Annotated in this window: 10 protein-coding genes; 5 read left to right on the top strand and 5 right to left on the bottom strand. The window is 29.1% G+C overall.

All coding sequences use genetic code 11. From position 1 onward, the window contains the following. Positions 1-366: 366 nt before the first annotated feature. Positions 367-672, bottom strand: coding sequence for a hypothetical protein (locus tag F6464_RS00105; protein ID WP_151105716.1), 306 nt, complete (start codon positions 670-672; stop codon positions 367-369). A gap of 198 nt (positions 673-870) precedes the next feature. Between F6464_RS00105 and F6464_RS00100 the strand changes: the two genes are divergently transcribed. The 5 genes from F6464_RS00100 (at position 871) to F6464_RS00080 (ending at position 5913) form a co-directional block, all read left to right on the top strand. Then, positions 871-1338 (top strand): DUF1569 domain-containing protein, encoded by a 468-nt coding sequence (locus F6464_RS00100; protein ID WP_191963297.1) that lies wholly within the window; start codon positions 871-873, stop codon positions 1336-1338. 59 nt (positions 1339-1397) lie between these two features. After that, a complete protein-coding gene (gene gcvT, locus F6464_RS00095; RefSeq protein ID WP_151105714.1) occupies positions 1398-2480 on the top strand; it encodes a glycine cleavage system aminomethyltransferase GcvT in 1083 nt (360 codons plus the stop codon). A gap of 3 nt (positions 2481-2483) precedes the next feature. Further along, complete coding sequence (locus F6464_RS00090) at positions 2484-4508, top strand: S41 family peptidase (protein WP_151105713.1); 2025 nt, start codon at positions 2484-2486, stop codon at positions 4506-4508. 110 nt (positions 4509-4618) lie between these two features. After that, complete coding sequence (locus tag F6464_RS00085) at positions 4619-5332, top strand: YebC/PmpR family DNA-binding transcriptional regulator (protein ID WP_151105712.1); 714 nt, start codon at positions 4619-4621, stop codon at positions 5330-5332. A gap of 98 nt (positions 5333-5430) precedes the next feature. After that, complete coding sequence (locus F6464_RS00080) at positions 5431-5913, top strand: hypothetical protein (protein WP_151105711.1); 483 nt, start codon at positions 5431-5433, stop codon at positions 5911-5913. A 133-nt stretch (positions 5914-6046) separates the two neighbouring features. Here F6464_RS00080 and F6464_RS00075 read toward each other — a convergent pair whose 3' ends face one another. The 4 genes from F6464_RS00075 to F6464_RS00060 form a co-directional block, all read right to left on the bottom strand. Next, entirely contained in the window at positions 6047-6898 is an 852-nt protein-coding gene (locus tag F6464_RS00075; RefSeq protein WP_151105710.1) for a BadF/BadG/BcrA/BcrD ATPase family protein, read from the bottom strand. A gap of 222 nt (positions 6899-7120) precedes the next feature. Beyond that, the gene (gap, locus tag F6464_RS00070; RefSeq protein WP_151105709.1) at positions 7121-8125 is read right to left on the bottom strand and encodes a type I glyceraldehyde-3-phosphate dehydrogenase; all 1005 of its coding nucleotides are present in this window, start codon (positions 8123-8125) and stop codon (positions 7121-7123) included. Between the two features lie 49 nt (positions 8126-8174). Beyond that, positions 8175-9161: a 6-phosphofructokinase gene (gene pfkA, locus F6464_RS00065; RefSeq protein WP_151105708.1), complete on the bottom strand. Its 987-nt coding sequence runs from the start codon at positions 9159-9161 to the stop codon at positions 8175-8177. A gap of 231 nt (positions 9162-9392) precedes the next feature. Further along, positions 9393-13835 (bottom strand): translocation/assembly module TamB domain-containing protein, encoded by a 4443-nt coding sequence (locus F6464_RS00060; protein ID WP_151105707.1) that lies wholly within the window; start codon positions 13833-13835, stop codon positions 9393-9395. Positions 13836-13910 lie beyond the last annotated feature (75 nt).

The following is a 13910-nucleotide window of genomic DNA, read 5'->3' as shown; positions in this document are numbered from 1 at the left end:
TTAGTAATGTATTTTTAGTTTTGATCGGTTAGCACCATCACTTCTAGAATGAAGGTTTGCAATATGTTGTACCCACATTTAGGAATAAAAGTAGTTACCAAACCCGATTTAATAACAACTTTACTTAATAAACAAACTGAACCCATTATTTTACCATAGCTTTATCCTATTAATAACAAATGACCCTGAATATATCTTTATGGCACTAGCAACTGTCGGTTTATGGCAATTTGGAATAGTTACTACAATTAAATTTTTCATTGCACTTTTTAGCTTATAATTACTAAAAAAACAAGCAAATGCAACTAAATTCATACCAGCATCTTAAAAAGTTAAATAAAATTTCTTTATTTTTAAAAATAAAGGTTATGCCATAAACAAAATTTTCTTGTTGGAATTATATAAAACCAAATCATAAGGAACTAATTGAGTTGACATCTTTTCTGAAGCAGCATCAAAATTGATGTGATTGTGTTTTCTAAACAAGTAAATTTCTTTTAAGCAATTAGACAAACTCTGGTGAATGGTTGTCGTAAAAGTTGGTAATTGCTTGTTCCCTACTAATAAATCTATTTGATAATTAGAACTGCTTTTTGATAGATTGTTCCCAATGATTCTTATACTAAATGCTGTAGGAACTCCATTTTGTTCCCCTTGATATTGTACTACCATATTTTTAAGATTAAAATGTTATTATATGTATATTTTCAATTTTATATCCGTTCAATTGTAAAAATAAAGATATAAAAAAAATCAAACTGAAAGAATATAATTCTTTAAATTATATTCAAATACGAAAATAATAAATGAAAGCATTTTTTTGCTTCGTTTTATTAATCTAAATTTATTTTTTTAATAATGCAAAATCAAATGGAAAGACTACAAAAACTAATAGTAGAATTAGAAAGCAAGATCCCAAATCAAGAAATAATTAATCCTTTGGTTTCTATATCATCAGTGGGTTGGCATATTGAACATTCATTATTAACAATTAATTTAGTTATTGAAGCCCTTCAAAAATCTGACCCAAGATTATACAAATGGACATTTAACAGTACTCGAATACTCGTTTTTGCGATGAATAGAATACCTCGAGGAAGAGCAAAAGCACCAAAAGCAGTGCAGCCAAAATTAGATTTTGATAGTAAATCAATTAAAAATCATCTTGAAGTTGCAAAATTAAAAAATCTCGAAATAAAATCTATTCCTGAATATGCGTATTTTCAACATCCTTATTTTGGTCATTTAAAATTGAAAGCCACTTTGCGTTTCTTACAAATTCATACTAAACATCATTTAGCAATCATAAATGATATTATAAAATTGGATAGGCTTTAAATTGTTACTAGGATTAAATTCGATAAATTAGCCACTTCAAATTATTAATATAAAAATAAATGAAAAACACTGCTTTAACGGCTATTCACGAGGGATTGGGAGCAAAAATGCTTCCATTTGCCGGATACAATATGCCTATTTTATATGAAGGAGTAAATGCAGAGCATGAAACTGTTCGTAATAGTGTCGGCGTTTTTGATGTTTCTCATATGGGAGAATTTTTACTATCCGGACCAAATGCCTTGGATTTGATTCAGAAAGTGACTTCGAATGATGCCTCTAAATTAACCATAGGAAAAGCGCAATATTCTTGTTTACCCAACAATGATGGCGGAATAGTAGATGATTTAATAGTTTATAAAATAAAAGAAGAACAATATTTATTGGTAGTAAATGCTTCTAATATCGATAAGGATTGGGATTGGATTTCTAGCTTCAATGATTTGGATGTGGAAATGAAAAACCTTTCGGATGATTATTCTTTATTGGCTATTCAAGGACCAAAAGCTACAGAATCAATGCAATCCTTGACATCAGTAGATTTATCAGCAATTCCCTATTACCATTTTGAAATAGGCGATTTTGCAGATTTTCCTCAGGTCATTATTTCGGCAACAGGTTACACAGGTTCAGGTGGCTTTGAAATTTACTGCAAAAATGACCAAGTTAAAACCATTTGGAATAAAGTTTTCGAAGCTGGTGCAGCTTTTGGAATTAAGCCAATTGGTTTAGCAGCGAGAGATACTTTGCGTTTGGAAATGGGCTTTTGTTTATACGGAAATGATATTAATGACAGCACCTCACCTATCGAAGCTGGTTTGGGATGGATTACCAAATTTAACAAAGAGTTTACCAATTCTGAAAATCTGAAAAAGCAAAAAGAAGTGGGAGTCTCGAGAAAACTAGTAGGTTTTGAAATGCAGGAGCGTGCTGTGCCTAGGCATGATTATGAAATTGTAGATGCTAAAGGAAATAGTATTGGTATTGTAACTTCAGGAACAATGTCGCCTTCACTTGGTGTTGGAATTGGTTTGGGGTATGTCACTGTTGACAATAGTACTGTTGGAAGTGATATTTTTATCCGAATCAGGAAAAATGACGTTCCCGCCAAAGTCGTAAAATTGCCTTTTTATAAAAAATAATAATTGAAAAATGTAGTCGTTTTATTATTGTTGCTGTTTTCAAAGCAGATTTTTGGGCAATCTAAAACGAATGCTTGTAGTACTTTATATAAAATTAACGAATTGGTTAAAGATTTTCATTATAGGCCTAAACCAATTAATGACAGTTTATCAGTTTATGTTTTTAACAATTTTATAAAAAAATTAGATGAAAGAAACATTTTGTTTATCGAATCTGAAATTAACATTCTTAAAAAACACAAATATAAATTAGACAATTATGTTAACAATTTAAACTGTGACTTTCTAAATGAATTTTATACCATTTATCAAAAAGCTATTACCCGACGTGCTAAAATTATAGAAACTATAAAAAAAGAAACCTTTCCTTTAAGTAGTGCTGAAATCATGAAGTCTTATAAAAAAGCATTACCCTATTTAAAAACGGAAGAAGAATTAAAAAGAATACTAAAAAAGAGAATGCTCTTTGATATATTAAATGAAATAGCACAAAGCAGCACAAATAAAGACTCATTAACAACTGTTTTTCCCAGTCTTTCAGAAACAATAAAACAAAAAATATTTAACGATTATACCTGCGAAGTATCGACAAACAACCTGACAATTGAGGATTTCTACAATCTCTTTATTAGCATTTATTGTTCTTATTTTGACCCTCATACAGCGTTTTTTTCTAACAATGAAAAATCAAATTTTCTTTCTTCAGTTAGTTCTGACAACTATACTTTAGGAATCACCCTTTCTATTAAAGAAAACAACTACTTGTCTATAGTTGAAATATTACCAGGCGGTCCAGCCTATTTTCTAGAAGAAATTGAACTAGGGGATCAAGTTATTAAAGTAAAATCGAAAGAAGAAGAATACTTTGTAAATTGCTTTAATTTTGAAAAAATAGTAAAAATTTTAAGTTCTAGTGAATTTAAAAATGTTTTTTTAACTATGAAGAAAAAAAGTGGAGAAGTTTATACTGTAAACCTCTTCAAACAAGTCATGAAAGATTATCAAAATAATGTTTATAGTTACATACTAGAACGCGATAATCAAAAAACGGGATACATCAAAATTCCTAGCTTTTATTCGACTTTAGAAAACGGAATGACAAATGTTAGTGATGATGTAGCCTTAGAAATTGCCAAACTAAAAGATGATAAAATTACTGGTTTAATTATTGATTTAGAAAACAACGGTGGCGGCTCTATGCAAGAAGCCATATTGCTCTGTGGTTTATTTGTAAACTCACCCTATTTATCACAAATTGTTACCAAAAAAAATCATAAAGAAATCATTGGTAACCAGAAACCAAAAAAAAGTTATTCGGGACCTATCATTATCTTAATCAATGGCTTATCAGCTTCTGCAAGTGAATTTTTTGCAAACGTAATGCAAGATTATAATTTGGCATTGATTGTAGGAACTAAATCTTTAGGAAAAGCCACAATACAAGAAATCATACCGTTAAAAGACGAAAAAGAGCAATTTTTGAAACTAACCATTGGAGAATTTTATCGAGTTACAGGTAAAACCAATCAATATTCAGGAATTACACCAGACATTGAGATACCTAGTTTGTTTGATGATCAAATGCCTAAGGAAAATAGTTTAACAACAGCATTTAAAAATGATAAAATTGAAAGCATCGTGGATACTAATAAATTTCCGATGAACGAAAAACAAAAACAAGCGATTTTAGAATATAAGCAACAGTCCAAAAACAATATAGAATTGCAAAAACACATTCAATTAAAAGCAACTTTAAATCAGTTCTTCATCTATAAATCAGTAGCCATACCGTTACAATTTAGTGCTGTTTTTAACTTTAATAAATTGAATGGATTTTCGAAAAAATGGAAAGAAATAGAAGCATTTGTTAAAACCCAATATCTTTTTAATATTAACAATACTAGTACTGATTTAAAAAAGATACAAACTAACAATTACTTAAAATCTATAAACAGTTCTCAAATTAAAAATTTAAAGAACAACTTTCGTGTCTTTGAATCCATAAAAATTATTCAAAGCTTAAAATAATAAGAATTCGATTTTGATGTAAAAATTGAATTTTGATATTGATATTGAAAAAGTTATTTTTGCAATCGTAAAAATAATTTTTGATTTTAGAAGTTAAAAAAAAATAAGAAATGGGAAGAGCTTTTGAGTTTAGAAAGGGCAGAAAAATGAAGCGTTGGTCAGCAATGGCAAAAGCATTTACCAGAATAGGTAAAGATATTGTAATGGCTGTTAAAGAAGGCGGACCAAATCCAGAAGCCAATTCAAGATTGCGAGCTGTAATACAGAATGCAAAAGCGGCTAATATGCCAAAAGAGAATGTTGAACGTGCCATCAAAAAAGCGACAGATAAAGACACCGCTAATTATAAAGAAGTTTTGTTTGAAGGATATGCACCGCATGGTATAGCATTATTAATAGAAACAGCAACTGATAATAACAACAGAACGGTTGCTAACGTAAGAAGCTATTTTAATAAATGTAACGGAACAATGGGAACGCAAGGTTCGGTTGAATTTATGTTTGATCATACTTGTAATTTTAGAATTCCAAAAGGAGAAATTGACCCAGAAGAATTAGAATTAGAATTAATAGATTTTGGTGCGGAAGAAGTTTTTGAGGACGAAGACGGAATTTTAATTTATGCTCCTTTTGGAAGTTTTGGAGCCATTCAAAAAGAATTAGAAAACAGAAAAATGGAAATTCTTTCTTCAGGTTTTGAACGGATTCCTCAAATAACAAAAAAACTTTCAGAAGCTGAAATGGCCGATGTAGAGAAATTAATTGAAAAAATGGAAGAAGATGATGACGTGATGAACGTATATCATACCATGGAGGAAAATTAATTAGTATAACTCTTCAAAAATGGTGTATTAAATTATAATTAAAAAAATCCCTTTTAAATATTAATTCATTATTTTTGAAAGATTTAAGATTATTTACTATGAAAAAATTATTTTTTCTTTTAGTTGTTTTTTCATTAACAGCTTCTGCTCAAATAGCATCGACTGATTCTACAATTACTATTAATGAAGAAAAAGTATTTCGTTCTACCGATGTAGATTTGAAACCTCAATTAAAGGAAGGAATGTATACCTTGTCAATGTTTATTAGTGACAATTTTAAATTTCCAGAGGCCATTAAAAATAAAAAGATAACCATATTTTCAAGCTTTATTGTAGAACCAGATGGCACTTTAACAAATATTAAAGCATTTCATGTTAATGTTAAAGAGTACCTTCCAACTACTGTAGTAAAAATAACTACTGAGAATGAAAAGATAAATCAATTGGATCAGATTGAATCAATGAAAGCAGAAACGGTTCGTGTTCTTAAATTATTTAAAAAAACATGGGTTCCTGCAACTAAAGAAGGTAAATCTGTTCGTTGTTTATATAACTACCCTATTAATTTTAATATTGAGTAAATTAGTCTTGTAAGTCTAGAAAATACAATAAATACAAAAACCAAAAAAGAAAGTCATAGACTCTCTTTTTTGGTTTTTGTATTTCACCCTTATTTATTAATAAAGCTTAAGTATTTTTTTTCTAAAATAAATATTATTTATTTAATATGTGATATTGAATAAGTCCATCTATAGGCCTTCTTAATACGTTTCCTAGTTGCATTCCGTGTTTGGTTAGGACAATTTGTAATTCTTCTTTTAAATAAAATGCAATGGATCCAATAAAATGAATTGGTACTTTTTTACAATTTTCATATTGAGAGATATAGTTTTCAACAAAATCTTCCATAGCTGCAAAAATGATTTTCTTACAAAACTCATTTTCTTTATGTTCAATTAAAAATTTTGCAAATGTTGCTAAATAAGCATTAGGATTTGGTTCCTTATATAAATTGTGTTTGATAAAATCCGCTTCTAAATTATAAGTTTCTTCAAATTTAGTAGCTAAAGCTTTTGGCATTTTATTAAAATAATATCCACGCAATAATTGTCTTCCAAATTGGTTTCCGCTACAATCATCCATGGCGATATATCCTAATGATTGTACTTTTTGATGTAAAACAGAACCGTCAAAATAACTACAATTAGAACCAGTCCCAAGTATACAAACAATTGCAGCTTCATCTTTAGGTGTTGTTGCATATACTGCTGCGTAGGTGTCTTCATGAACGGTAACAATTGCTTTTGGAAAATATTCTTGAAAAACTTCTGCAAGAAAATTTTTCATTCTATCGGTACCACATCCAGCACCATAAAAAAACAAATGTGAAACTTTATTTTTATTATGAGAAATATCAAATTTATCATTAAGACGAATAATAATTTCTTCTTTATCTAAAACCTCAGGATTAAGACCCAAAGTTTGAGCTGTAAACAAAACTTTTCCACTATCATCTATTGAAATCCAATCTGCTTTTGTGGAACCACTATCTACTAATAATTTCATTTTATTTTAGGATTTTATCCCGATACAAAGGGGTTAGAATTTAAGAATTTTCGTAAATGCTAAATTGATTAATACTAATTTTTTAATTGATAATTTCATAAAAAGAAAAAAAATATATTGTAATGTTCATGTGTAAACGTACATTAGTTTATTTGATTACAAAAAATGAAATTTAAGAACAAAAATCCCGTTAAGATAATAACGGGATTTTTATAAATTATATTATTTTAAGTTGGCAATGTGAACTGATAAATCAATTAATTTACTTGAATATCCGTACTCATTATCATACCAAGATATTAATTTGAAAAATGTTGAATTTAAACCAATTCCTGCAGTAGCATCAACAATTGAAGTTCTTTTATCAGAAATGAAATCTTGAGATACAACAGCATCTTCAGTATATCCTAAAATACCTTTCATTGTAGTTTCAGAAGCTTTCTTTAGAACAGCCATAATTTCTTCATAAGAAGTTTCTTTAGCTACTTTTACGGTTAAATCTACTGTAGAAACATCGGCAGTAGGCACACGGAAAGCCATACCTGTTAATTTTCCGTTCAATTCTGGAATAACTTTTCCAACTGCTTTTGCAGCACCTGTTGATGACGGAATGATATTTATGCTAGCAGCACGACCACCTCTCCAGTCTTTTCTAGAAGGACCATCAGCTGTCATTTGAGTTGAAGTTGTAGCATGAACTGTTGTCATTAAAGCTTCTACAATTCCAAAATTATCATTTATAACTTTAGCTAATGGAGCCAAACAGTTTGTGGTACATGAAGCATTAGAAACCACTAAATCAGAAGCTTTTGCAGTTTCGTGGTTTACTCCCATTACAAACATAGGGGCATCTGCAGATGGAGCAGATATGATTACTTTTTTAGCACCACCTTTAATGTGCTCACTAGCAGTTTCGATTGTAGTAAAGATACCCGTACATTCTGCAACTACATCAACATCAACTTCGTTCCATTTTAAATCAGCAGGATTTCTTTCCGCTGTAATACGGATATTTCTTCCGTTGACAAACAATTTCCCTTCTTTTACTTCTACAGTTCCGTTAAAACGACCGTGAACAGAATCGTATTTTAATAAGTACGCTAAGTGATCTACATCTAATAAATCATTAATGGCTACTACTTCTACATTATCTCTATTGAATGATTCTCTGAAAACAATTCTTCCAATTCTTCCGAAACCGTTTATTCCTAATTTTACTTTTGACATTTTAATTTAATTTTGGTTATTGTTGCTTTATTTTTTTAATATTTCTTGTTTAAATTGACATTATATCTGAAACGCGAAGCAATTCTCTGTCAATTTCAGTGTGTCCTTTTATAGCTTGTTCTAATGGAGTTAATGCTATTTTATCGTGTATTAAACCAACCATAAGGTTTGATTTTCCTTCTAACAAAGATTCAACTGCTTTTACCCCCAGTCGACTTGCAAGAACTCTATCAAAACAAGAAGGAGCGCCACCACGTTGCATGTGGCCTAAAACAGAAACTCGAACATCATATTCAGGCAAATTGGCTTCTACATAATCTTTAAGCTCAAAAACACTTTTACCAATTTTGTCTCCCTCAGCAATTACAACTATACTAGATGATTTTCCTGAAGCTTTACTTTTTTTAAGTGAATCTAATAATCGTTCTAAACCCATATCTTCTTCGGGAATTAGAATTTCTTCAGCTCCTGCACCAATACCCGCATTCAAAGCAATATGTCCAGCATCACGTCCCATAACTTCTACAAAAAATAATCTATTGTGAGAACTTGCGGTATCACGGATTTTATCAATTACATCTACTACAGTATTTAGTGCGGTATCATAACCTAAAGTATGACTAGTACCAAAAATATCATTATCGATTGTCCCAGGAATTCCCATTACAGGAAAACCATATTCTTTATTAAAAACTTCAGCCCCAGTAAAACTACCATCACCACCTATAACTACTAATGCGTCTATTCCTGAAGCAACAAGCTGACTGTGGGCTTTTTTACGACCTTCAACAGTCATAAACTCTTTTGATCGTGCGGATTTAAGAATAGTTCCTCCTTTATTCACAATATTGTGAACAGATCTTGGTCCCATATCTTTAAAATCCCCTTCTATCATTCCTTGATAGCCTCTATATATTCCTACACAATCTATATTATGATAGGCACAAGTTCTAACTACTGAGCGAATTGCAGCATTCATCCCTGGAGAGTCACCACCAGAAGTTAAAACTCCAATTTTTGAAATTAACTTTGACATTTTTATTAAATTAAAATGTAAATCTAACAAACATCTATCATATTAGAGATAGTGATTATAATTAATTTGTATAGCATTATGATTTCAAACGTTTTTGTTAATAAGTTTTTGTTAGCTTCATTTATTTTATACTAGTATTTTGCGTTTTTAGCGAAAATATGTTTAAATAATTTACAAATATGTAAAATATTTAAATTGAAAAGATAATACAAGTATAATCATTCTGACTTTTTATTCCTCTTTAGTAGGAATAGCGTCTGAATTTGTTTTAGGCAATACAGGCTCATTTTTATTGTTTCCTTTCGGGTTAATGTCGTCAGGTAACAGATTAGAATCTTCTATATTTGTTGGGGTTTTAGTTGGAGTTACTTTTTCGATGGTTTGATTTTTAAAAATCTTATGTAATAATTCTTTAAAAGTATCAAAATCTACTTCATATGAAATACCAATTCCTTGAGTGTAACCAATACTTTGTCCTATTAAATTAATATCATTTTCTCTATTAAATCCTCGAAGATTTAACGTTCCATCTTCATTAACTCTATATTGAATTTCGATATCGCCTACAATAGCAGATTCATTTATTCCTCCTACTGGAACTCCTAATTTACCATTTATTGAAATTCGCTCGTTAATTTTTGTAGAAACTGTAACTCCTACTCTACCATCAGTTTGCGCCCCAGGGTTCCTATTTGCAGAAACTATATTTACTCCTACTGAAATTTTAGATTCATTATCTTTAAATATATTTCCAAAAACATCTCCAAATTTTTCATATAAGTTGTTCGTTATTGATGATTGATCTATTCCATCAACTGCTAAAAAACCTCCTGTAGATAATAGTATTAGAGCTTGCTTTTGTCTAAAGTCTCTATCATCTAATTTAGTTTGAATTTGAGATCTTAAAATTGGACTCAAACTGGGGAAATTTATATTAAAATCAGGGTCAGGATTGCTTAAATTACCTTTCAATCCAATTACTACCTCTAAATCTACTTTTCTATTAAAAGTAGTATTGTCTAATAAAACAGATGGATTTGCGGTAGTTTTGTAAATGGCATCTAAATTTAAAATCGCTTTCATTGGATCACCTTCCCAAACAACAGTTCCTCCTTTTTTAATATCAAATTTTTTATTGATAAGCCCTCCATATTTAAAGTTGTAAGTTCCTTCAAAAGCTTGAAAATCTCCCCACATATTAAACTTTCCTAGTGTGTTAATTTTAAATAATAACGAACCAAATCCTTTTCCTTTCATACCATGTCCTGAATTTCGATCTAATATTACTTCAACTTCAGCATTTGGGTTAATATCAAAATCAAATTCCAACTCTAAGCCTTGATAATTTCTAACAATAACCTTTTTATCAGTGTTTAAATTGTACTTTTCATCAAATGTTTTAAAATGAAAATTACTATTACTGCCTATTACTTCTTTATCATTAATTGGAATTTTCATTGAAGTTCCCTTTTCTGATTTTGCATTCACTTTTATAAATAGAGCATTTGTTGGTCCTTTTATGGTGGCATATCCGTCTATAAATGCCGTTCCGAAATAAGCTGCATCTTCGCTATCTTTAGTGTCTAATGCTAAAAATCTGTTTGAATTTATATTTAAATCTAATTTCCAATCTGAAAAATTTTTGTGTCCTATACTTCCGTTTAATTTTCCTTCTGTATTGAATTTAGAATCTTTTAAAATTGCGTTTCTAAATAAAAATTTACTTTCCGTTACGTCTACTACTGCATTGTCCTCAATATTGTAATCCGCATTTAGGTAGGGAATTTTTAGACCTGCTTTTTTAACAAAAAGTCTTCCATTTATGTCTAAATCATTTATTTCGCCTCGAATATTTGACTTTCCAGAAGCAAAACCTCTAATATTTGAAATAACTTCTCCTCCTAAAGGACTTAAAATTCCTAAATTGAAACTTTCTAAATTTAAATCTAAATCTAAACTAGTAGTGTTATTTACAATTTCTATTTCTCCATTTGCTGAAAAAGATTCTACATTTTCGTTTTCTAAAACTGAATTGAGATTGAATTTTTTGAAACTTTCATCTCCTTCGATATCTAAATTGAGGCTTCCCAAAGCAATATTGTTAATGCTGAAATTATCAATCTGTATGGATGATGTAGGTTGGTATATGGTGTTTATTTGTTTAAGACTTACACTTCCATTTAAACTTCCGTCTAGCTTAAACTTTTCAACAGTAGGTAAAATTTTATTAATTTCGACATTCTGAAAATCTAATTTTAAATCCTTATAGGCCAAATCTTTCAACTCTCCCATCAACTCAATTTTTTGATTTTCATGAGACATAACTACATTCTCAATTGAAAAATTCTTAAGTGCTTTATCAAAAACAATCTTGTTTTTTAAATCTTCATTTTCATTTAAAAACCATAAATAATCTTTGAACTTAAGTTCTGATTTTTTAATTCCTACAACACTCTTTCCTTCTTTATTAATAGTATGGTATAAATTTAAATTGTAATAATCTTGAGATGCATTACCGCCTTTAAACTCTGATCGAAGAAACAATGTATCTTTAGTGGTTACATTTATTAAACTAAAATCATTCACTTTATAATATTTTGTTTTTATACTATCAAGTTGAATATACGTATTATATAGTGGGTTTTTATTGTCAATTTTTATAGCTAAATTATGAAATGAATTGGAGTATGCATCAATTTCTGGCGAATTAAAATTGAGTTTAAATTCATCATTATCAGAATTAATATTTCCTTTAAAGACTGTGTTTTTACCTATATTAATTCCGGGGTAAAACACTTCAATAATTTTATTGTAAATGGCAAAATCGAATTTAAGGAATTGCCCTTTTATGATTTTATTTGGATTGTAATTCGCATAAAGACTTCCGAAAGAGTTCTCAAGCATTTTTTGAAGCTGATTTACTTTGAATTTCCCTACTACTTTTCCCTCTATAATATCAGGTGAATTAATAGTTATGGTTCTCAGCAAATCAGAATCGAAACTAGAATTTATAGTGAAATCATCAAAATAGTAAGTGTCTTTATTGTTTTGATAGGATGTTTCGTTTATGTAGATATCTCCAACTAAATTATCTAAACTGTTACCAGAAACATTCATTCTAATATCACCTTTAAAAACAGAAATGGTGTCTTTTGTTACTAATTTTAGATTTTTTAAATTAGCATAATCAATCTTAGTATGAAAATTATAACCAATATCTTTTTTGCCTAAATTTACAAGTCCATCAAAATCCATAAACAAATTGGGATCATTTATAAATACTTTACCTTTAAAAATAGGATCTTTAAAATTTCCGTCTACAATAATTTTAGAATAATCATAATCTTTATATTGTAATTTGTAAATATCACCTGAGAAAGTGGTGTTTAAATATTTTTGTTTAAAACCTTTTCCATCTACATCTAAATTTAAAGATACTTTGCCTAAATCTTTCTTATTCAAAAACGCACCAATATTAAATTGTTCTAAAATTATATTTCCAGTATAAGTAGCATTATCAATGTTGTTTATATTATTCATCATTAATTTCGATTGAATATTACCTAAAGCGGTAGTCATATAAAAATCGGCTTTGATATAAGTGGTTGTTATTTCCGATTTTCCTATGAAATTAAATTGACCAATTTTTTTTAAACTAGAAGGTAATTTTTTTCCTAAAATATTTGGTAATAAGGCAACGAGGTTATCATAATTAGAAGATACTTTATCAAAACTACCTTTCATATAAAATCGCTGACCGTTTTTTCCAAAAAGATTTTTAAAATTTACGTTCCCAATAATTTGAGATTTTTTTCCATCAATTAAATTCAGATTTTTAGCAACAATATCATTCAGAGTACCTTTTAATAGTGCTTTGAAAGTAAAAAATTGATCTTTTCCTATTTCATTATAAAAATAATGAATATCATTTGTAGATAATGAAGCTTGATCTACATCTATTAAAAAATGAACTTTATTATTAAAATCATGAAAATCTTCCCTAATGTAATTTAAACGGACATTTCCTTTCAACAAAGAATGAGTGGTAGTGACATCTAAATTATCAAGAAGTATATGTGTTTTTGTATATGAAAATTGGGACGAAAGGTTTTTAACAAATAAACCTCTATGGTCTTGAAAGGACATTTTTTCGATAGTTGTTGAAACATTGGGTCCATGAATTTTAAAAGAGCTCATGTTTGCGTTTAACTTTGTAAAATCGACATCTTTAGGAATTTTCCTGTTTTCATCAATAAGAATGAACCTGCTATTAGTTATATAAGCATTATTTGCGGTTAGTAAAAATTTCTTTTTTGAAGGCTTACCTGAATCAAAAGATGCAATAAATTTATCGAGATTGGTTTCATGTTCACCTTTATAAGTTTTCATGTTCAAGGTCAAAACATCTAATCTAATATCTCCAAAATGCAAATCTCCAGAAGTTAATTTTTTAAAATCTAAAACATTGGTATTTATTCTTTTAGCGTAAATTAATGTGTCTTTATGATGATCAAAAATTAAAATTCTTTTTAGTTTAACACCTCCAAAAACGGTAATACTAATCTGTTCGATATTGATATTGGTTTTGTAGCTTTTGTTAATTTCAGCTGTTGCATATTGTGCAATCTTAGTTTGAACAAATGGTAGCGTTAATGCAATACCTAATCCTAACAAAAGTAGAACCAGTAGGAGAAGAGAACGAAATACTATTTTTTTTAATCTTTTAATTCGTGTTGCTATTTAAATTTA

The sequence above is a fragment of the Flavobacterium luteum genome, from assembly GCF_008806775.1.
GTDB lineage: Bacteria > Bacteroidota > Bacteroidia > Flavobacteriales > Flavobacteriaceae > Flavobacterium > Flavobacterium luteum.
The sequence above is the reverse complement of the archived record's forward strand: the minus strand, read 5'-3'. Positions and strand labels throughout refer to the sequence as shown.